This is a genomic window from Thermoanaerobacterium xylanolyticum LX-11, from assembly GCF_000189775.2.
Lineage (GTDB): Bacteria > Bacillota > Thermoanaerobacteria > Thermoanaerobacterales > Thermoanaerobacteraceae > Thermoanaerobacterium > Thermoanaerobacterium thermosulfurigenes.
Window position 1 is genome coordinate 445,001 of the sequence record NC_015555.1, and the last position, 23,337, is coordinate 468,337.

The window sequence follows — 23,337 nt, forward strand, 5'->3', positions numbered from 1 at the left end:
GGGTGAAGCCGGAGTAAGATCTGGTGGAGGCCCGAACCACGTTGACGTTGAAAAGTCATGGGATGAATTGTGGGTAGCGGAGAAATTCCAATCGAGCTCGGAGATAGCTGGTTCTCCCCGAAATAGCTTTAGGGCTAGCCTCAGGGGGAAGGAAATATGGAGGTAGAGCACTGAATGGACTAGGGGCCAAAGAGGTTACCGAACCCTATCAAACTCCGAATGCCATATTGAGACCCTGGGAGTCAGACTACGAGTGATAAGATCCGTGGTCAAAAGGGAAAGAGCCCAGACCGACAGCTAAGGTCCCAAAGAGCATGTTAAGTGGAAAAGGAAGTAGGATTTCCAAGACAACCAGGATGTTGGCTTAGAAGCAGCCATACATTCAAAGAGTGCGTAATAGCTCACTGGTCGAGAAATCCCGCGCCGAAAATAAACGGGGCTAAAACATGCCACCGAAGCTACGGATTCTAAAGAAAGAATGGTAGGGGAGCGTACTGTACAGGACGAAGGACAAGCGAAAGCGAATCTGGACAGTACAGTAGAGAGAATGCCGGTATAAGTAACGAGAGTAAGGCGAGAAACCTTACCGTCGAAAGCCTAAGGATTCCTGGGGAAGGATAATCCGCCCAGGGTAAGTCGGGACCTAAGCCGAGGCGAAAGCGTAGGCGATGGAGAACCGGTAATAAATCCGGTACCACCGAAATCCGTCAAAAGAGAAGCAAGGACGCAGCGAGATAAGAAAGCGTGCGGTTGGTAGAGCACGTCCAAGCAGCGACGAAAAGAGCTTTGAGTGAAGTACCAAAGCTCATAAGAGCTGTGAAGGGGAGCCGAAAGGCGAAGTTTCGAAGGGGCTGCCAAGAAAAGTTGCTATCGAGGATAAGGTGCCCGTACCATAAACCGACACAGGTAGGCGAGGAGAGAATCCAAAGACGAGCGGGAGAACCCTCATTAAGGAACTCGGCAAAAAGACTCCGTAACTTCGGGAGAAGGAGTGCCGAAAGGCCGCAGAGAAGAGGCCCAAGCGACTGTTTACCAAAACACAGGTTTCTGCTAAGTCGAAAGACGAAGTATAGGAGCTGACGCCTGCCCGGTGCTGGAAGGTTAAGGGGAAGGGTCATCCGGCACTCAACTATACCTATTAGGAGTGAAAGAAATGTATTATGTCTATATAATAAAGAATGAAGATGGAGGCATATATACAGGCTATTCAGAGAATATAAAGAAAAGAGTAGAAGCTCATAATAAAGGACTAAACAAATACACAAAAGGGCATAAATGGGAACTAATCTACTATGAAGCATATAAAGCAAAAGAAGATGCCCAAAAGAGAGAAAAGCAATTAAAAAAATCTCATAATGCAAGAAGATGGTTAAAAGAAAGAATAGCCAAAAGCATAAACTCTTAGTAGATAGAGTTGAGTGCCGGAGAAGCTCTGAACTTAAGCCCCAGTAAACGGCGGCCGTAACTATAACGGTCCTAAGGTAGCGAAATTCCTTGTCGGGTAAGTTCCGACCTGCACGAAAGGCGTAACGACTTGGGCGCTGTCTTGAAGGGGGACCCGGTGAAATTGTAGTACTCGTGAAGATGCGAGTTACCCGCGACAGGACAGAAAGACCCCATGGAGCTTTACTGCAGCTTGTCACTGAATTTTAGTAATATCTGTACAGAATAGGTGGGAGGCAGAGAAATATGGGCGCCAGCCTATATGGAGCCAACGTTGGGATACCACCCTGATATTACCGAAATTCTAACATAGGAGCCGTAAACCGGCATATGGACACTGACAGGCGGGCAGTTTGACTGGGGCGGTCGCCTCCTAAAAAGTAACGGAGGCGTCCAAAGGTTACCTCAGCGCGGAAGGAAATCGCGCGAAAGAGTGCAAAGGCAGAAGGTAGCCTAACTGCGAGAAAGACAATTCGAGCAGGGACGAAAGTCGGGCTTAGTGATCCGGCGGTAGAGAATGGGATTGCCGTCGCTCAACGGATAAAAGCTACCCTGGGGATAACAGGCTGATCTCCCCCAAGAGTCCACATCGACGGGGAGGTTTGGCACCTCGATGTCGGCTCATCGCATCCTGGGGCTGAAGTAGGTCCCAAGGGTTGGGCTGTTCGCCCATTAAAGCGGTACGCGAGCTGGGTTCAGAACGTCGTGAGACAGTTCGGTCCCTATCCGTCGCGGGCGCAGGAAATTTGAGAGGATCTGCCCTTAGTACGAGAGGACCGGGGTGGACAAACCGATGGTGTACCAGTTGCAAAGCCATTTGCACAGCTGGGTAGCCAAGTTTGGAAGGGATAAATGCTGAAAGCATCTAAGCGTGAAACCCACCTCAAGATAAGATTTCCCATCTGGCACTCAACTATACTTACTGAAGGGAAAAAGCACTATGTACAAATGTTAGGGAATGAAATAAAATAGATTGCAGTAGGTAGAGTTGAGTGCCAGAGTAAGACACCTTGAAGAAGACGAGGTAGATAGGCCGGAGGTGTAAGAGTAGAAATACTTTCAGCTGACCGGTACTAATAAGTCGAGGACTTGACCTTTAGCATTGTGCAGTATTCAAAGTTCATTTAAGAAAAATGAACGAAAGATTTCCGGTGGCAATAGCGGAGGTTAAAAACCCGTTCCCATACCGAACACGGAAGTGAAGCCCTCCAGCGCCGATGGTACTGATTACTCGGGAGAGTAGGTCGCTGCCGGTAAAAATTTATAAAAGAGGTAGTCTGTTTTAAATGGACTATCTCTTTTTTGATTTTTATGATTATTGAAGGACATGTGTAAGGGATTAGGGTATAATAATATTAAAGTATTGTGATTAAGGTGATGGAATGGTTATAAAGATTAAAGAAGATTTCGCAAAAAAGATGAAGCTCCTTTTAAAAGATGATTTTGAAAAGTTTATGATGGAATATGAAAACGAGCCATATAAAGCACTTAGAGTCAATACGTTAAAGATTTCAGTTGAGGAGTTCTTAAAAATATCTCCATTTGATTTATCTCCAGTGCCATGGTGTGACACAGGATTTTACTACAACCAAGATGATAAACCAGGGAAGCATTATTACCATGATGTTGGTTTGTATTATATTCAAGAGCCAAGTGCTATGGCGGTAGTGGAAGCGTTGAATCCTATGCCAGGGGATATGGTATTAGATTTAAGCGCGGCCCCAGGCGGTAAGTCTACACACATAGCTTCAAAGCTTAAAGGGGAAGGTTTATTAGTATCAAACGAGATTAATTCAAAGAGGGTAAAAGTTCTTGCAGAAAATATCGAGAGAATGGGTATAAGAAATGTCGTAATTTTAAATGAATCGCCTGAAAGATTAGAAAATAAATTTGCAAGAGTATTTGATAAAATACTCGTTGATGCTCCATGCTCAGGCGAAGGGATGTTTAGGAAAGACGAGATTGCTATAAACGAATGGTCTTTGGAAAATGTATTAAGCTGTTCACTTAGACAGAAAAAGATATTAGATAGTGCAGCAAACATGTTAAAGCCTGGTGGAATAATGGTATATTCAACATGCACATTTTCGCCGGAAGAAAACGAAGGTGTAATCGACTATTTTCTAAAAAACCACAGCGATTTTGAATTAATAGAAATTTATAACCATGAGGGATTTGATAATGGTCATCCTGAATGGGTCAATGGGTGCAGCGACTTAAAAAAATGTGTTAGGCTTTGGCCACATTTAATCAAAGGTGAAGGACACTTTATAACCAAATTGAGAAAAAAAGGGAGTTTTAACGATGGCAACAAAGCAAGTAAGAAGCTTAACATAAAAAAAATTGCAGCAAAAGATCTTTTTTATGATTTTTCAAAAAAGTACCTTAAAGCAAGATTAGATGAATTAAACTTATACCAAATTGGTCAGCATGTGTATTATGTTCCTTATGAAATGAACTTATCAGGCTTGAAGGTTTACAAACCTGGATTTGATTTGGGACAATTTAAAAAGGAAAGATTTGAGCCATCACATTGGTTGGCTATGTCATTAAAAAAAGACGATGTAAATATGATTTATAATTTAAAAGATAAAGAAATAGAGAGGTACATTCACGGTGAAACATTAAATGCTGATGTTGACGATGGATGGGTACTTTTAACAGTAGATGGTTATTCGATAGGTTGGGGAAAAGCTGTAAAAGGAGTTATAAAGAATTTTTACCCCAAATCTTTAAGAAACTATAGATGAGAAAAATTGATAACAAATATTACCATAAAATAGATGCACTACGCCTATGCTAACTGTAGTTCTTCTAAAATTTCATCAATAGGTACTTTATTATTAGCTCGCTCATACAGCCATTGAACACGCTGCTTTTGTACTTCTTTGCGTACTATTTTTATTCCTTGCCCAAATTTGCAATATTCGTCACCTGAAGTCGTACAATACAGGTATGTCAATGATATAAGCCATAATAATCTATCTATTGATTTTGTTGATCGTACTTGATATGTATTTAGTCCAAGATTATTCTTTGTCTGCCTAAAGAATATTTCTATAGGCCATCTTTGACTGTAGTAATTTAGAATAGTCTCGGTATCTAATTCAGTATCAGTACAGATAAATGCATGTAGAGCATTCTGATTTTTAAAAGCTTTCTCAGGCCAACACAATACTACTACAGCATTATCTATTCCATTTAAGGCTCCTTCATAGCGATATACCCAGTAATTAGAACCGTTCACTGTAACGAGGTGAACTTCGTTCTTTTCGATATATTGGGCAAAGTCTTTTATCTGAATTCTAATGCCTTGTGGATAGATAATTCTGTTAGTTTTTAGTGCTCCTATGAGATGGTATCCTCTTTCGAAATGTGCTTCTATTACTTTTTTGTTTATGTACCATGAATCGCATAGTCCATATGCTGGTCCTTTAGGTATTGGAAGCATAGATACCATTTCACATATTCTTTCGATTTTGCTTTTACCACCTTTTTCATAGCGTTCAATACAGTAAGGTAATACCACATTGCCGCAAGATAGCATCATGGTAAGAAGTTGATGTCCCCAAACTTGCTTCCCTTTTAAATGTGATTGATGGAATCCTGTTGCCTGGATAGTATGTTTAGCCTGTAACGAAGGCTTTGTCTTCTCAGCAATAGTATCATCAAAAATCACAAATATCGGCTTGTTGCTAGTTTGGGATAATTCAAATATAATGCAAATAACTTCTCGCCTTATAGCTCTCCATGCATACTCTATATTCCAAACACCTTGGCTTAAGAATTTGCCAAACGTGGTTCTATGGCAATTAGCAAGGCTTAAATTAACTATATCTGTAACAGTACCACTATAACCTTTTTGAGTGGCAGCAATTATAAATTCTACAATATGACGAATAACAGGTTTAGTAAAATATAATGCAAAATTTAATTTCATTAAGTACTGGATTATTGATGAATTTTCTGTTATTCTTTTATTATGAGACATTTGCTCCACTCCTATGGTTAATATTGTTATAGTGTAACAACATATTAAATACCATAAAAGCGTGCATTTGTCTCTATTTTTTATTAAATTTTTTCATGTAAGTTTATTATGGTAATTTATGTTAGTGAATTTTCTCATCTATAGTAAGAAAATAAAAAATTTTATTTTGTATAAGATGATGCATATGACTTTGCATCATCTTTTTTTGTGAATATTATTGTCTATGATTTTGAGTTTTTTATTTTTGATGAGAAAAAATAATGTGAAATTGGGAATAATAATTTTGTAAGTATTTTGGGATAAAGGAGATGTGTTTTTCTTGGAGTTGACTACTTTTTTACACATGCTAATTGGAGCTTTGTTTACGCTTTTTTCACTTATGATTTATGAGAAATTGAAGAATAAAAGTAATTATTATGAAGAAGCTAATTTACACGATATTTTATTAAATCACGATGAGCTTAAAAAACACGCCCAAGAATTAGCACAAAACCATTACATAATGAGAGATACTAAACTAAATTACATGCTTATACCTCGCATGAATAAAAGCTATAATTACATAAAATTCGTATACAAAAATATCAACTTGGCAGAAAGGACGCAGTCTATATCGCAAGATGCTGAATGGCTTTTAGACAATTTTTACATAATCGAAGAACAAGTTAAAGAAATCAGAAAGAGCCTATCAAAAGGCTATTATTCAGGGCTTCCTGGACTTAAGAATAGCATATTGAAAGGTTATCCGAGAGTGTACGCTATTGCCATGGAATTAGTGTCCCATACGGACGGGAAAATTGATGAAGACACAATTATAGATTTCATCAATGCCTATCAATCAAAGTCGCTTTTGTCAAGCGGTGAATTATGGGCTCTTGGACTTATGATAAAAATTGCTTTAATAGAAAACATAAAAAAGAGCTCTGAGAAAATAACTATAACGCAGAAGCAGTGGAGCAAAGCGGATGAAGTAGCAAATATAATATTTTCGAACAAAAATATGACATTTGATGATATTAAAAAATTAATACATGACAAAGTTATGACTATTGGGAAGATTCCTACGTCTTTTTTTGAAAGGTTGCTTCAAAGGATTAGGATGGAAGGCGATGATTCGACGGTAATCGTACAGTACATCGATAGGATTCTTCAAGAGTATGATACAAATATTGCAGACATTGTTGAATTAGATCATCAGATATTAGCCGCAAGACAAGTTTCAATTGGCAATGCAATAACAAGCCTTAAATATGTGTCAACGTTGGATTGGTCTCAAATATTTGAGAAGCTTAGCAATGTAGAACAGATTTTGAGGCAAGACCCTGATGGTACGTATGAAATGATGGATTTTGAATCGAGAGATTATTACAGACATCAAATTGAGGAAATAGCCAAGAGGTATAAAACATCGGAGACATTTGTTGCAAGAAAAGCCTTGGAGTGTGCGAGGGAAGTTTTAAATGACAATAATAAACCTGAATACATAAATCATGTAGGATTTTATATAATAGGCAAAGGCAGAAGCATACTGGAAAGCAAGATAGGGCATAAGAAAAATTCTGTAAAAGTAATGCGTGTCGTAAAAAGCCATATAGCCATCTTTTATATAGCGTCTATAGTTGCTTTGACCATTTTTGCGTCTGCTGCTTTATGGGCTTTGTTAATATTTAATGGTTTGGCAGCTATATATGCATTTATTCTGGCAGCTATTTCGATAATTCCTATAAGCGAATTTGTAATACAGGCAGTAAACTGGGCGATAATACACATTAAAAGACCTACTATAATACCTAAAATTGAATTAAAAAATGGAATACCTAAAGAAGCTGCCACAATGGTTATAGTCCCTGTACTTTTGACAAGTGTAAAGAGAGTTAAAGAGCTTTTAGCACAATTAGAAATAACATATATTTCAAATAAAGAGGACAATCTTTATTTTGCTATCGTAGGCGATTTTAAAGACACAAACAAGGAGAAATTGGAGGATGACGAAGAAATAGTGAATACGGCTCTTGGTGGAATAAAAGAGCTTAATGAAAAATACGGTGAGGGGAAAGACATATTTTTCTATTTTCACAGAAAACGCGTATATTGTCAGACACAAAATGCTTACATGGGCTGGGAGAGAAAAAGAGGTGCTATAGTAGAGTTTAATGAACTATTAATGGGTTCAAATGATACCAGTTTCTACGTAAAAAGTGCTAATGTTGAAGAACTACCCAGAATAAAATATGTCATAACACTTGATGCGGATACAAATTTGATCATGGATACTGCAAAACGGCTTATTGGGACAATGATGCACCCGTTAAACAAGGCAGTTGTTGATAGTGAGAAAAATGTAGTTGTTGAAGGATATGGGCTTTTGCAACCAAGGATAGGAGTGGATATTTTGTCTTCGTCAGCCACCGTGTTTTCTTCTATTTTTGCTGGCAATGGTGGCATTGACCCATACACAACTGCTGTATCTGATGTTTACCAAGATCTATTTGGAGAAGGTATTTTTACTGGAAAAGGTATTTACGATGTGGAAGTATTTAGAACTATACTTAAAGATTTAATACCTGATAATTCCATATTAAGCCACGACCTTTTAGAAGGTTCTTTTATAAGGGCAGGACTTGTGACTGATATACTGCTTATTGATGGTTTTCCGTCTAAATACAACTCATATATGATGAGAATGCACAGGTGGGTAAGAGGTGATTGGCAGCTTTTGCCGTATCTTTCAAGAAGAATTAAGACGAGACAGGGTAACTATATGGAAAATCCTCTTTCGATTATTTCAAAATGGAAGATAATAGATAACCTAAGGAGAAGCCTTGTTGCTCCATTTGCTTTGGCTTTGCTTCTTTTAAGTAACCTTGTGCCTTATAAAAGCTTTGTTATGTATGGGGTAGTGATATTAGCTTTATTTGAACCATTTATAGCAGCAGCAATTGATGCAGTGCTGGAAAAATCAAAAGAGATGAGTAACCACAGCATTTTGCTTGCAAATAGCTTGAAAAACACGTTTTACGCAAGCTTATTGCAGTTCGCATTTCTGCCTTATCAAGGCTATTTAATGATAGATGCAGTAGTTAGAACTATCTACAGAGTTTATGTATCAAGAAAAAATCTATTAGAGTGGGTTACCGCGGCTGATATGGAAAGGCAACTTAAAAATGATTTTATCAGTTTCTTAAAAAGAATGTTGGTATCAATTCCCATTGGGGCTATTTTAATCTTGGTGAGCATGTACTTTAAACGTGATATGCTACCATACTCAATTTTAATTTCTTTAATATGGTTTGCATCGCCGTACATTGCTTATCGGATAAGCAGTCCTATTGTTGAACGTGAGTTTATGATGGAAGAAAGTGATATTAAAGAGCTAAGAAAACTGTCCAGGAAAATTTGGAGGTATTTTGAGGATTTTGTGACTGAAAATGATAATTACTTGCCTCCTGATAATTTTCAGTTAGATCCGTATGCGGGTATTGCCAGAAGGACTTCGCCTACCAACATAGGCTTATACTTGACTTCTACAATATCGGCAAGAGACTTTGGATATATCACTACTTCAGAAATGGTTGATAGAATAGATAAAACGGTCAGCACTATTGAAAAGATGGAGAAATGGCATGGACATCTTTACAACTGGTACAAAACAGACGACTTAGAGCCATTGAAGCCATACTATATTTCTACGGTAGATAGTGGAAATCTTGTTGGGTATATGATAGCGCTTAAGGAAGGCCTTAAAAAAGTTCCAGACATGCCATTGACTGAAAAATTGTCAGCAGGTTTATCAGACTTAATTGAGATCGTAAATGACGAATTAAAAAGTAAAAAGATAAAATATGAGATGCTTGAAGGAGATTACACCATTGAAGACTGGCATAGAAGCTTGAATCAACTTAGAGACGGCTTAAGCAGTATCAAATTTAATGATGATGATGGATGGTATATGAAAATTGTTGAAACCATTGATTCTGATATCAAAGAATTGGATGAGCTTGTGCCATTTTATAATTATGACGAATATGAACAAATGTTTGAGTTAAACAAAGATACTACGCTAAATAATTTGAAGGCAATGTATGAAAAAATTTTAGAAATGCCGTCATCTAATAGAGAAAAGTTTATAAAGCCTTACGAAAATGTTAAGCATTTAATAGAAAAAGTAGAAGATTTGATAATTAGATTAAATATTCTTATAGAGAAAACAGAGTTTAGGCCATTGTTTGATGAGAAAAGGCAGCTTTTTTCAATAGGTTACAATATAGAAGATGAAAAATTGACTAAATCGTATTATGATTTATTTGCCTCTGAAGCAAGACAAGCCAGTTTTATAGCTATAGCAAAGAAGGAAGTTGATGCAAAACATTGGTTTAGAATGGGGAGAATGGTGACAGGAGAAAATGCTCACAGAGGGTTAATTTCGTGGTCTGGTACAATGTTTGAATATTTTATGCCGCTTTTGATAATGAAAAATTTTAAAAATACTATTTTGGATCAGACGTACAAATTTGTCGTAATGATGCAAAAGAAGTATGCAAAAAAATACAGTATTCCATGGGGAATATCGGAGTCAGGCTTTTACTCATTTGATATTAAACTTAATTATCAGTACAAAGCTTTTGGTGTTCCTTGGCTTGGGCTTAAGAGGGGACTATCTCGAGATGTTGTTATAGCGCCTTATGGTGCGATTCTATCCCTCAGGGTAGATCCAAAATCTGTTGTTGAAAATATTAAAAGATTGAAAGACCTTGGAGTAGAAGGTAAGTATGGGCTTTATGAGGCTGTCGACTTTACGCCGGAAAGAATTCCTTATGGGAAAAAGTATGCTATAGTCAAAAGTTTCATGTCTCACCATTTAGGCATGAGCATGCTTGCACTAAACAATTTTATAAATAAAAACGTGATGCAGGAAAGATTTCATTCAGATCCATATATAAAATCTGTTGAAATATTGTTGCAGGAGAAAGTACCAAATGGCCCAATGATTCTTAGAGAAGAAGTAGAGGCACAAAAGGAATTTGAAGAGCAAAAGAAAGAAGAAGTTAAGGCCGTAAGGGTTGTAGAAGAGATAGATGATATCCTTCCGCAGGTGCATATTTTATCAAACGGTGATTATTCTGTTGTTTTGACAGATAGGGGAACAGGTTACAGTAAGAAGGAAGGAATAAACATAACCAGGTGGAAAAACAGTTTAGATGAAATTCATGGGACGTTTATATTCGTCCAGAATGTAAACTCAAATACCACTTGGTCTACGACTTATGCTCCATTTTTTGCGAAAGATGAAAAATATAAAGTTGTATTTAAGCAAGATATGGCTAAATTCATTAAAAAAGTCGGGAATATCGATACAGAAACGGAAGTCATTGTATCACCGGAAGACGATGTTGAAATAAGGCGTGTGACGTTAAAAAATCACAGCGAACATGATAGAGTGCTGGAAGTTACAAGCTATTTCGAACCAGTCTTAAGCGACATTAATGCAGACATTGCGCATCCTGCTTTTAACAAGCTGTTTATCAAAACAGAGATATTGTTTGACAGCGACATGATAGTTGCAAACAGAAGACCCAGAGATTTAAAAAAGTCATATTTGTGGGTTGCTCATGCTGTATACGTAGATGGTGGCGAGACGGTAGGCGATACTCAGTTTGAGACAGACAGGGCTAAATTCATTGGCAGAGGGCGGACATTAAGGAATCCTGTTGCTTTAGAGACAGATAGACCATTGTCAAATTCAGATGGCTCTGTTTTGGACCCTATCATGTCATTGAGAAAGAGGATTAAGTTAGATCCAAATGAAACGGTAAAAGTTGTATACATTACTTCTGTGGCAGAGTCAAAGGCAGAAGCAGTGAAATTGGCGAACAAGTACAAAAATGGTAGTGCGACGGAAAGAGCATTTGAAATGTCAGTATCCAGAGGTAAAGTTGAATTAGATTACTTGAATCTTAAATCAGACGAGTTAGGGCTTTTTCAAAAGATGCTTCCACATATAGTATTTTCAAGCCCCGTCAGGATAGCAAAAAAAGATACAATATTAAAAAATCAAAAAGGTCAATCTGGACTGTGGGCATACGGAATATCCGGAGATATACCGATAGTTCTTTTAGAAATATGCAAAAAAGAGGAATTGCCTGTATTAAAAAAGCTTCTTAAGGCTCATGAATATTGGAGAATGAAAGGGCTATACGTAGATTTAGTGATTTTAAACAATGACAAAGGTGGATATATTGATGCATTGGGCGATAGAATCAAAGACGTAATAAATGGAAGTTTTGCATATAACATAATGGGGCAGTTTGGTGGAGTGTTTCTGATAAATAGAAGTAGTTTAAAAGAGGAAGATTACATTTTGTTAAATACAGTTGCAAAATTATCTCTTACTGCTGATATGCCTATTGAGAAGCAACTTGAATATGATGATATTGAGAAAAATAAAAAAGCCAAATTGCTTCATATAGATGAAAACAATAAGAAAAAAACATATCCAGTTCCGCTTAGAGAGAATCTGCAATTGCATTACAGCAATGGGTATGGTGGATTTTCTTTAGATGGACATAAATACGTTATAAATTTAGATGATGACAAGGTAACGCCTATGCCATGGATAAATGTTGTATCAAACTATAAATTTGGATTTCAAGTTTCAGAATCAGGAAGCGGTTTTTCATGGGCAGAAAATAGCAGAGAATATAAAATCACCCCATGGTCAAATGATCCTGTTTTGGACGAAGGCGGGGAGATTCTGTACTTAAGAGATGACTTTACAGGTGAATATTGGACGATAACACCAAAGCCACTAAGGGATAAGGGACAATATGTGATTGAGCATGGATTCGGATATTCTTTATTTAAACATGGATGTTCAGGGATTAACCATGAGATGTTAGAGTTTGTGCCTATGAACGATACCGTTAAAATATCGCTTGTAAAGTTAAAAAACGTAAGTGGCGAGAAAAGAAGGTTGAGTTTGTATTACTTTATAAAACCTGTATTAGGCGTTTCAGAAAGCATAACATCGCCATATGTGGTTACAGAGATGAATGAAGAAATCGATGGGCTCTTAATAAGAAATGTGTACAATGAAGATTTTAAGGACAGGATTTCCTTTATAAGTTCATCTGTCAAAGTTCAATCATATACAGGAAACCTGTCGGAATTTCTGGGATCTGATTTTGACACTAAACGACCTGAAGCTTTAAAAATGGAATCTCTATCGAATAATGTAGGAATTGGTTTAAGTCCATGTGCCGCGATTCAAGTTGTTGTCGAATTAGAAGAAAATGAAGAAAAAGAGCTGTCATTTTTGTTGGGAACTGGAATGTCTTTAGATGATGTCAGACGGATTATGAGTTATTACAAGAATATCAATAACGTAAAAGAGGCATTGAATTATGTCAATACGTTCTGGAACAACTTCGTCGGCACAATAAATGTAGCGACACCTGACAAATCTTTCGATTTGCTTTTGAATGGTTGGCTATTGTATCAGACCATATCATGTAGGATTTGGGCTCGGTCTGCATTTTATCAGTCAGGTGGTGCATACGGATTTAGAGATCAACTACAAGATACTATGAATGTTGTGTACGTTGCACCAGAGCTTACGAGAGCACAAATATTAAACGCTTGCGCACATCAGTTTAAAGAAGGTGACGTACTCCATTGGTGGCATCCCGTGACCGACAAAGGAATACGCACGAAATACTCAGATGACCTTTTATGGTTGCCGTATGCTGTTGCGGATTATGTCTCCGTAACAGATGATACAAAAATATTAGATATACAAATTCCGTTTTTAAATGAAGAACCATTAAAAGATGACGAAGATGAAAGGTATGGCAGACCTAAGGTATCAGATGAAACTGCCACAGTTTATGAGCACTGCATAAGGGCTATAGAACATTCACTGAAATTTGGGCAGCATGGAATACCGCTGATGGGATCTGGAGACTGGAACGATGGCATGAATATGGTAGGCAATAAAGGAAAAGGTGAAAGTGTATGGCTTGGTTGGTTTATGTACGTAACACTTAAAAAATTCTCTAAGATATGCATTGAGAAAAATGACCATGAAAGGTGTGAAAAATATGAAGAAGTTGCCAATGACATAATAAAATCAATTGAAGAGTACGGCTGGGATGGAAGCTGGTATAGAAGAGCGTACTTTGATAATGGAATTCCGCTTGGCTCAAGCCAGAATAATGAGTGCAAAATAGATTCTATAGCGCAATCATGGGCTGCAATCTCAGGTGCAGCAAAATGGGATAGAGTGAAAGAAGCACTTGATGCACTTGAAAATTACTTGGTGGACTACGACAATGCAATAATTAAGCTTCTTTCGCCGCCATTTGATAAAGGGGATTTGAATCCTGGCTATATAAAAGGGTATGTGCCTGGCGTAAGAGAAAATGGAGGTCAATACACCCACGCTGCAATATGGGCTATAATGGCTTACGCAATGATTGGTGATGGCGACAAGGCTTATAGGCTTTACTCTATGATAAATCCTATAAACCATACAAGGACACTTATAGAAAATTCCAGGTATAAAGTAGAGCCTTATGTCATGGCAGCCGATGTATATGCCGTGGAGCCGAATACAGGCAGAGGAGGTTGGACGTGGTATACTGGTTCCTCAGGATGGATGTACAGAGTTGGTATTGAGCATATTTTAGGGTTTAAAAAAGAAGGAGATGCAATTGTCATCAATCCATGCGTTCCAAAAGATTGGGCGAAGTATAAAATAGAGTACATGTACAAAAATGACACGAAGTATATAATCGAAGTGGAAAACCCCGAAATGGTCAACAGAGGCGTACGTGAAGTTTCTGTAGATGGGAATGTAGTTGATGATAACAAATTCATTCTAAAAGATGATGGGAAGATACATCATGTTTTTGTGGTCATGGGAACGAGAGTATCTGTCAAAGCATAAAAAAATCAGCAGATGAAGTCTATCTGCTGATTTTTCTTATATGATTTATAGATGTGATTGACTTTTTGTAATATTTGTTATACTATATATATAACAGATATTACAGTGGAGGTGAAGGTGGACATTGCTGTTAAAGATAGAATTTGAGTCAGATGTTCCCATATATACGCAAATAAAAAATCAAATAATAGAAGGAATAGCTTTAGGATTGCTTAAAGAAGGCGATGAGATGCCATCAATACGGCAATTAGCAAGTGATTTCGGCATAAATCTTCATACAGTGAAAAAGGCTTACGATCTTTTGAAAGATGAAGGATTTCTAAGCGTTCATAGAAGGAAAGGCTACGTTGTAACTAAAAATGCTTTTGCCGATGATGATTTTATCGAGAAATTGGAGAAAGATCTTCAGCCAATATTAGCAAATGCGTATTCAAGAGGAATGATGCAAGATGAAATATTGAAGATATGTGAAGATATATTGCATAAATTTAAAAACGAAGAATAGGAGGTCTTTTAAGTGAAGGGATTGTATTTTATCAATCTTTTGATGCCATATTTCATATTAATCATAATAGGTGTTATTACACCATTCATTACTCGCAAGACTATTGTATTTGGTGTCCATGTTCCCAAGGACTTTTTAAATGATAAAGAGCTTCAAAGGATTAAAACTTCTTATATAATAAATTTTTTGACTGTAAGTTTAATCTTTTTGATTCTTGTCATCAGCAGAATGAGAAACATAAATTTTGCTGTTGGTGGTATTTTTGTTGAAGTAATCATTATGTTTGCAATGTATATGAAAGCCCACCATGAAATAGCTGCATTAAAATCTAAAAGAGAGTGGAGCAAAGGGAAAAAAGAAGTAGCAGTTGTAGACATAGATTTTAGAAAGGAAAAGATAGTTGTATCGCCTTTATGGTTTTTATTGCCTGCAGCGATAGCAATTTTGACATTAGTTGTTGGGATATATATGTATCCGAAGATACCACAAAGAATACCAATGCATTTTAATTTTCGAGGTGAAGCAGATTCATTTGCTGATAAGTCAATTTTGTCAGTGTTTTCAATATGCATAGTACAGGCGTTTATGACCGGTTTGATGTTTTTTGCATTCAAGATGATTGAATTAGCTAAACAACAGATAGATCCTTCGGATCCAGAGATTTCAAAGGAAAAGAACTTAAGGTTTAGGAGAATATGGTCGGGTTTCGTCGTGTTTACATCTATTCTAATTAATGCTATGTTGATGGTAACAGCGCTTATTATATACGGAGTAGGTAAGGGTTGGCAAAATATTATGGCTATTTTTTCATTGTTGTTGGCATTGATCATAATAATCGCTGTGATAATCTTATCTATAAAGACCGGTCAAGGTGGTGAAAGGATAAAAATAAATAAAGAAAATGAGAAGCTGATATCAGTTGATAGAGACGACGATAAATATTGGAAAGGAGGGCTCATTTACTATAATCCTGACGATCCAGCGTTGTTTGTAGAGAAGCGATTTGGCGTAGGGTGGACTTTCAATTTTGCAAGGCCAACAGCGTGGCTATTTATATTGGCGGTTATATTGATAATTTTAGTGATAGCATTAATAAAATGACTTACAGTTTGTTCCATATGAAACAATTTAAAAATTAATGTAAAATTTATAATTTAATGCTTGAAATTGAAAATTAATTGGGTAATATTAGAATTGAAGATGATTTTTAGAAAGGAGATGCAATAGTATGGATGCATCGGCAATCTCAATTTTAAGCACTGTCTTTATTGGTGTTTTCGCTATTGAATGTATTTGGTGGATTGTATGGATGGCAATAGCAGCATCAAGAAAGATCATGGCAAATTTCTACTTCATGCTGGTGACGTTCATAATTTGGTGTGGTCTTGATGTATATGCGGTAATAAATATGAACGTCAATTTTGCAGTGATTGGAATTGTATTAGTCATCATACCGTTTATAATACTACCTGGCATGGTAAAAATAATTACGGAGTACCAAAGGGGAGTTCTGTTTCGATTTGGAAAATTGTCTGGACTTTTAGGACCTGGGTTTAATGTTATATTTCCATTTGGAATAGATAGAGTAATAAAAGTAGATTTAAGGACTTTTACAATCGATGTTGCAAAGCAGGAAGTCATTACAAAGGACAATGTTCCTGTAAATGTTGATGCTGTTGTTTACTTTAATGTGTTTGATCCTATATTAGCTATAACGAAGGTTGCAAATTATACTCAAAGCACCACACTCCTTGGGCAAACAATATTGCGCTCAATACTTGGTCAGCATGAACTTGATGAGATGCTGGCAAAGAGAGCAGAGCTTAATGAAAAGCTTAGGGAGTTGTTGGATGAAGCTACGGATCCTTGGGGAATCAAGGTTACGGCAGTGGAGATAAAGAGCATTGAGCTTCCGGATACGATGAAAAGGGCTATGGCAAAACAGGCGGAAGCAGAAAGGGAGAGACGGGCCAAAGTCATTTTTGCGGATGGCGAGTTTCAAGCATCTCAAAAACTTAAAGAAGCTGCTGCTGTCATATCCACAGAGCCTGCGGCATTGCAGTTGAGATACCTTCAGACGCTTCCAGAAATAGCTGCTGAAAAAAATTCTACTATATTGTTCCCTATACCCATAGAGCTTTTTAACGTTTTTACAAAGCTTGTGGAAGATAAAAAGGAAAAGCAATGAACATGATGTTAAGCGGAATCTCGATTGGGGTTCTGCTTTATTTATTAAGCATATAATATTGTTGGAATTAATTCAGTGAAATGAAGGGATATTATGATTATTAAAGTTATGACGTACAATATTCATGGTGGAAAGGATATTGAAGGAAATTTGACATTGTACGGGATTTCTAATTTGATTAGAGAAATAGGTGTTGATATTGTCGGATTGCAAGAGGTTGACGTGTTTTTAAAGCGTTCATATTTTTTAAACGAGATTAAGTATCTGGCAAAAAGGCTTAAAATGCATTATGCTTTTGGACCGAATTTAAGAATTGGGTTTGGATCGTTTGGCAATGGAATACTTTCCAGGTATCCTATTGTAAAGAAAAAGAATCATCACATTTACTCAAAAGGTGAAAGAAGGGGTGTATTGACAGCGTTGATACAGCTAAATGAAAACAAAAAGATATGGTTTTTGACTACCCATTTGGGACTTAATCGTAAAGAGAGATTGGTGCAGTCACAAGAAATATTGAAAATCGTTTCGAACTTGGAATATCCGGTTATTATGACGGGGGATTTTAATGAGACACCTGGAGAAGAAGCTTATTCTACCATAATCAGAGTGCTTAAAGATGCTGTAAATACTCAAAATTCTGCTTTTCACACTTATGTGGATGGATGCGAAAATGTCAGAATAGATTATATAATGCATTCAAAAGGCATGCGCGTTGAATCAATAAAGGCTATTGACTCTACTTTATCAGATCATTTACCGGTAGTAGCTTCTTTAAGGTGTGATTTTTGAAAATGTACTTGACACATAGACAAAAATAAATTATTATTTAAATAACAAGTCATTACTTTATCACTTTACAAAAATAAAGTAAAATAGTATAAGAGGTGCTTTGATGAAGAATTTACCTGACGGAGTACAGGATTTTTTGCCTGATGAGTTGAGATTCAAGCGAAACATAGAAAATATATTGAGAAATACATTTGAATTATCAGGATACGAAGAGATAATGCCGCCTACATTTGAGTACATTGACAACTTTTCTGTCACATCGGGAATTTTTTTCGATGAAAACAATATTTACAGGTTTTTTGATAAAAAAGGAGATCTACTGGCATTAAGACCTGATGTTACGACACAAGTGGCGAGAATAGCATCTACAAAATACAATGAATATCCGCTTAAATTTTCCTACATTGCTAATGTTTTTAGATATGATAATCCACAAGTAGGCAGAATGAGGGAATTTACACAGGCAGGAATAGAGCTTATAGGGAGAAATCATGAATATTCTGACGCAGAGTGTATATCTGTTGCAATTGAAGCTCTTAGAAACATTGAGATAAAAGATTTTAAAGTAGATATTGGTCAAGCAGAATTTTTTAAATCGATACTTTGTGAGTTGAGGCTGACTAAGGAGGAAGAAGATATTCTAAAAGGACTTCTTAAAGACAAGAATCAGTCAGAGATCGAATATTTTTTAAAATACAACAATATTACAGGGCGTAACTATGAATTGGTAGCTAATTTGCCACTTTTCTTTGGGGGCATAGATGTTGTAGAAGAAGCAAAACGCGTATATGGATTTGAAAGTGCCATGAAAGCTTTAAACTATCTTGAGAGAGTTTATGACATTTTAAAAGATTTTGACATGGATAGTTACATTACATTTGATTTAGGCATGGTTCAAAGTATCGATTACTACACAGGACTAATATTTAGAGTATTTGTAAAAGACCTTGGTTATGCAATTTGTGCAGGTGGCAGGTATGACAACTTGTTGAAAAATTACGGCAAAGACTTACCAGCTACTGGTTTTGCTATAAGCGTTGAAAGAGCTATGTTAGCACTTCAAAGTCAAAGCGGCATAACCACTAAAAAGCCTAAGAGGGTGGCAGTGGTTTTTGATGAAAAAAACAGAAAAGTTGCATACGACATCGCAGTGAAATTGAGAAAGCAAGGGAATATAGCTGAACTTGTAAATATGGACAACAGTGAATATGCTAACAGAAAGAAATTTGATGAAATTATCAAGGCAGGTGTGCAAGATGGATAGCATAACAGTAGCGCTGCCTAAAGGGAGATTGGCAGAAAAGTCTTTTGAAGTATTTGCATCATGTGGCATAACTACAAACATTCAAAATGAGATTTCGAGAAAATTATTTATATACGATCATGAAAATAATCTCAATTTTATACTTGTAAAGCCATCTGATGTGCCTACTTATGTAGAGCACGGTGCTGCAGATTTGGGTGTTTGCGGAAAAGATGTGCTTTTGGAATTGAAAAGAGACTGTTACGAGGTTCTTGATTTGGGATTTGGCAGATGTAAAATGGTTGTTGCAGGCCCTTTGAATAAGAAGGATAATTTTTTGAGCAACAAGAGGGTTGCGACTAAATTTCCAGCTATAGCTGAAGAATTTTACAAAAAAAAAGGAGAAAATGTGGAAATTATAAAATTAAATGGTTCTGTAGAATTGGCTCCATTAGTAGGGTTGTCTGAAGTCATAGTGGATATCGTAGAGACTGGGACAACTCTAAAGGAAAATGGACTTACAGTGTATGAGGAGATATTTTCTTCTAGCGCGAGGCTTATCGTAAATAAAGCCAGCATGAAGACAAAAAGTGAAAGGATAAAGGAAATAATATACAAATTAAAAGGCGCTATAGAAAGCGATATGTTTAAGGCTTAGTATTGATTTGAAGGAGCTGGTGATAGTGATAGAAATTTTCGATTTTAGAAGCTCGATTGATTACAAAGTAATAGAAAAGTTGACTAATAGATCAAAATTAGAAGATAAAAGGATAGAGGATATTGTTTATGAAATAATTCAAAATGTAAAGATGAATAAAAATAAGGCTTTGTTTGACTACACACTGAAATACGATGGTGTTGAAATAGACGAGAGCACCATAATGGTATCACAAGAAGAAATAGATGATGCATACAGCAAAGTAGATGGCGATTTTTTATCGTCTTTAAGGAAAGCCATAAAAAATATTGAAGATTATCACCAAAATCAAAAGCAAAAGACGTGGATGGATTTTAAAGACGGTATAGTGTATGGTCAGAAAATCAGACCTTTAGAAAAAGTGGGTATTTACGTGCCTGGTGGAACTGCTTCTTACCCATCTTCTGTCATTATGAACAGCATTCCGGCAAAAGTTGCTGGAGTTGATGAGATTATTATGGTTACGCCCATAAAGGTGGGGATAAGTCCATTTGTGTTGGTTGCTGCTAATGAAGTAGGAATCAAAAAAGTATATAAAATCGGTGGAGCTCAGGCAATTGCGGCATTGGCTTTTGGAACAGAATCTGTGCCAAAGGTGGATAAAATAGTCGGACCAGGAAATATATTTGTTGCGATGGCTAAGAAAGCTGTTTATGGATTCGTAGACATCGATATGGTGGCAGGACCAAGCGAAGTTTTAATAGTGGCTGATGAAAGTGGCAATCCCTCCTATCTTGCAGCAGATCTTTTGTCGCAAGCAGAGCACGATGTTATGGCATCTGCGGTTTTAATCACCACTTCGATTGAGGTTGCAGAGAGTGTAAAGATGGAGATAGAAAGGCAAATTAAGTATCTTGAAAGAAAGGAAATAATAGAAAAATCAATAAATGATTATGGAGCCATAATTGTCGTTGATGACTTAGATGTAGCATTAAGCATAGCAAATGAAATAGCACCTGAGCACTTAGAACTTGTTTTAGAAAATTCTTTTGAGATGATAGGAAAAGTAAAAAATGCAGGTGCGGTTTTCTTAGGAGAAAATTCGCCAGAACCTTTAGGAGACTATATGGCAGGTCCTAACCATGTGCTTCCTACCAGTGGAACATCGAAGTTTTTTTCGCCGCTTTCCGTTGATGATTTCATTAAAAAGATGAGCATCCTCTACTACGACAGAAAATCGCTGATGAAGGTAGCAGATGACATAGTAAGGCTTGCAGAATCAGAAGGGCTTACTGCACATGCTAATTCCATAAAAGTGAGGTACAGATAATGATATACGATTTGATTAGGGATGAGATAAAGGGTTTTAAGAATTACGAAGTCCCAACAATAGAATGTATGTATAAAATGGATGCAAATGAGACTCCTTTTGGCCTTCCTGAAGCTACTATGAATAATCTTCAGGAAATAGTAAAAAGTGCGAATGTCAATAGGTATCCGGACCCTGTAAGCTTAAAATTGAGAGATAAATTAGCGGAATACTGTGGCACAACCAGAGAAAATATCTTTGTAGGGAATGGTTCTGATGAGATAATTCATATATTGATGAACGCTTTTGTCTCAAAGAATGATTGTGTCGTATACCCCGTACCGTCTTTCAGCATGTACAAAGTGTATTCTCAAATAGCTGGTGCAAAAAATGTAGAAGTGGCCTTGAAAGATGATTACAGTTATAATGTCGATGAAATCATAAATACAATAAATATATTTAATCCTAAAATGGTCATTTTATGCAATCCCAACAATCCAACAGGTACTACATTAGATAGAGATGACATAGTAAAAATACTGAAGGTTAACGATGGAATTACGGTTGTTGATGAGGCTTACTATGAATTTTATGGAGATACAGTAGTTGATTTGATTGGAAAATTTGAAAGGCTTATTGTATTAAGGACCCTTTCAAAGGCGTATGGCCTTGCAGGATTGAGAGTTGGATATGCAGTATCAAACTCTGATGTAATTAGTTGCCTTAATATGGTTAAATCACCTTACAATGTAAACAGCATATCGCAAGCAATTGCATTAAGTGTTTTAGAAGAAGGACGAGTTGACGAAAAAGTTGATTACATCAAAAATGAAAGAAAATTTTTACAGGATGGATTAAAGGAAATAGGCAACTTAAAAGTGTATGATTCTAAGGCCAATTTTCTGCTGATAGAATTTGATGATGCTTACTATGTGTACAATAAACTATTGGAAAAGGGCGTACTTGTGAGAAATTTCTTAGGAGACAAAATCCTCTCTAATGCACTTCGCGTGACGATTGGAACGAGAGAAGCAAATAGTTATTTTTTAAAATGTCTTAAGGAGATATTAGTATGAGAGAAGCGGAAATTAGAAGAAAGACAAATGAGACAGATGTATATGTGAAGATAAACATTGATGGGAAAGGAAATTCATCAATTGATACTGGAATAGGCTTTTTAGATCATATGCTAACTCTTTTTTCGAAACACGGTCTTTTTGACTTGCAAGTGGTTGCAAAAGGCGATTTGCACGTTGATACACATCATACTGTCGAAGATGTAGGTATAACGTTGGGGCAGGCTTTCTTAAAAGCTTTAGATGACAAGATGTCGATTAAGCGTTACGGTGTTTCATACGTCCCCATGGATGAAGCGCTTTTAAGAACGGTAGTTGACATAAGCGGAAGACCATATCTTTATTACAAATTGAAGCTTGACTCCACATTGCTTGGGAACTTTGAAACGGAAACTGTAGAAGATTTTTTTAGAGCATTTGCGTTTAATTCTTTGATTACGCTTCATGTAGAAATGCTACATGGCATAAACACACATCATATAATAGAGGGTGCTTTTAAATCGTTAGGACGTGCATTAGATGAAGCGACAAAAATAGATGACAGAATAGATGGAATACCATCAACGAAAGGCTCATTATAATTAAGGCGGTGTTTAAATGATAGGCATTGTAGATTATGGAATGGGAAACTTAAGAAGCGTAGAAAAAGCATTCCAATATATTGGGCATGATGCAAAAATCATCGATGATGCAAAAGAAATTAAAGATGCTGCAGCGCTGGTATTGCCCGGTGTAGGAGCTTTTCCTGACGCTATGGAGATATTAAATAAAAGAGGAATTTCAAATGCCATCAAAGAAGAAGTGGAAAAGGGAAAGATGCTATTAGGTATATGCCTTGGCATGCAGCTTTTGTTTGATAGAAGCTTTGAAGTCAGGGAGACTGAAGGATTGCACATTTTAAAAGGCGAAATATCTGAGATTAAGACAAATTTAAAAGTGCCACATATAGGCTGGAATTCTCTCATCATAAAAAAGGATAATCAACTTTTAAATGGGGTAAGGGATGGAGACAGCGTATATTTTGTCCATTCGTATTATCTTTCAAATGGAGATTTAGATGATATATGTGCGACAGTTGATTATGGAATTTCAATACCTGCTGTTGTATGTAAAGACAATGTATTTTCTTGCCAATTTCATCCTGAAAAAAGTGGTAACATTGGGCTTAAGATATTAAGGAATTTTGCAGAGATGATATGATTTTGATTTTTG

General features: G+C 36.6%; 13 protein-coding genes and 2 rRNA genes (1 of these 15 running past the window's edge). 14 read left to right on the forward strand and 1 reads right to left on the reverse strand.

Features of this window, described 5'->3' with window-relative positions; genetic code table 11:
* From THEXY_RS02315 to THEXY_RS02325, 3 genes are all read left to right on the forward strand, one after another.
* Positions 1–2,540 (forward strand): 23S ribosomal RNA (locus tag THEXY_RS02315); it begins 833 nt to the left of the window's first position.
* Positions 2,541–2,590: 50 nt separating this feature from the next.
* Positions 2,591–2,699 (forward strand): 5S ribosomal RNA (gene rrf, locus THEXY_RS02320).
* A gap of 126 nt (positions 2,700–2,825) precedes the next feature.
* Positions 2,826–4,193, forward strand: coding sequence for an RsmF rRNA methyltransferase first C-terminal domain-containing protein (locus tag THEXY_RS02325; RefSeq protein ID WP_013787240.1), 1,368 nt, complete (start codon positions 2,826–2,828; stop codon positions 4,191–4,193).
* Between the two features lie 44 nt (positions 4,194–4,237).
* Here THEXY_RS02325 and THEXY_RS02330 read toward each other — a convergent pair whose 3' ends face one another.
* Entirely contained in the window at positions 4,238–5,434 is a 1,197-nt protein-coding gene (locus THEXY_RS02330; protein WP_013787241.1) for an IS701 family transposase, read from the reverse strand.
* 343 nt (positions 5,435–5,777) lie between these two features.
* On the opposite strand from THEXY_RS02330, the gene THEXY_RS02335 reads away from it, so the two are divergent.
* The 11 genes from THEXY_RS02335 to hisH all read left to right on the forward strand — a co-directional run bounded on the left by THEXY_RS02335 (position 5,778) and on the right by hisH (position 23,325).
* Positions 5,778–14,378: a glycoside hydrolase family 94 protein gene (locus tag THEXY_RS02335; protein ID WP_049781473.1), complete on the forward strand. Its 8,601-nt coding sequence runs from the start codon at positions 5,778–5,780 to the stop codon at positions 14,376–14,378.
* A gap of 124 nt (positions 14,379–14,502) precedes the next feature.
* Positions 14,503–14,883: a GntR family transcriptional regulator gene (locus THEXY_RS02340; RefSeq protein ID WP_013787243.1), complete on the forward strand. Its 381-nt coding sequence runs from the start codon at positions 14,503–14,505 to the stop codon at positions 14,881–14,883.
* Between the two features lie 12 nt (positions 14,884–14,895).
* The gene (locus THEXY_RS02345; RefSeq protein WP_013787244.1) at positions 14,896–15,984 is read left to right on the forward strand and encodes a DUF1648 domain-containing protein; all 1,089 of its coding nucleotides are present in this window, start codon (positions 14,896–14,898) and stop codon (positions 15,982–15,984) included.
* Between the two features lie 127 nt (positions 15,985–16,111).
* Positions 16,112–17,071 carry a slipin family protein gene (locus tag THEXY_RS02350; RefSeq protein WP_013787245.1) on the forward strand — a complete coding sequence of 320 codons (960 nt, stop codon included), beginning with the start codon at positions 16,112–16,114 and terminating at the stop codon, positions 17,069–17,071.
* 93 nt (positions 17,072–17,164) lie between these two features.
* Positions 17,165–17,860 (forward strand): endonuclease/exonuclease/phosphatase family protein, encoded by a 696-nt coding sequence (locus THEXY_RS02355; RefSeq protein ID WP_013787246.1) that lies wholly within the window; start codon positions 17,165–17,167, stop codon positions 17,858–17,860.
* Between the two features lie 103 nt (positions 17,861–17,963).
* The gene (hisZ, locus tag THEXY_RS02360) at positions 17,964–19,124 is read left to right on the forward strand and encodes an ATP phosphoribosyltransferase regulatory subunit (protein WP_013787247.1); all 1,161 of its coding nucleotides are present in this window, start codon (positions 17,964–17,966) and stop codon (positions 19,122–19,124) included.
* The gene (gene hisG / locus THEXY_RS02365; RefSeq protein WP_013787248.1) at positions 19,117–19,761 is read left to right on the forward strand and encodes an ATP phosphoribosyltransferase; all 645 of its coding nucleotides are present in this window, start codon (positions 19,117–19,119) and stop codon (positions 19,759–19,761) included. The genes hisZ and hisG overlap by 8 nt, the downstream gene beginning before the upstream one ends.
* Positions 19,762–19,786: 25 nt before the next feature.
* Positions 19,787–21,070, forward strand: a complete 1,284-nt coding sequence (gene hisD / locus THEXY_RS02370) for a histidinol dehydrogenase (protein WP_013787249.1) — start codon at positions 19,787–19,789, stop codon at positions 21,068–21,070.
* Positions 21,070–22,125 carry a histidinol-phosphate transaminase gene (gene hisC / locus THEXY_RS02375; protein ID WP_013787250.1) on the forward strand — a complete coding sequence of 352 codons (1,056 nt, stop codon included), beginning with the start codon at positions 21,070–21,072 and terminating at the stop codon, positions 22,123–22,125. The genes hisD and hisC overlap by 1 nt, the downstream gene beginning before the upstream one ends.
* Complete coding sequence (gene hisB / locus THEXY_RS02380; protein ID WP_013787251.1) at positions 22,122–22,706, forward strand: imidazoleglycerol-phosphate dehydratase HisB; 585 nt, start codon at positions 22,122–22,124, stop codon at positions 22,704–22,706. Before hisC ends, hisB begins: the two co-directional genes overlap by 4 nt.
* A 16-nt stretch (positions 22,707–22,722) precedes the next feature.
* Positions 22,723–23,325, forward strand: a complete 603-nt coding sequence (gene hisH, locus THEXY_RS02385) for an imidazole glycerol phosphate synthase subunit HisH (protein WP_013787252.1) — start codon at positions 22,723–22,725, stop codon at positions 23,323–23,325.
* Positions 23,326–23,337 lie beyond the last annotated feature (12 nt).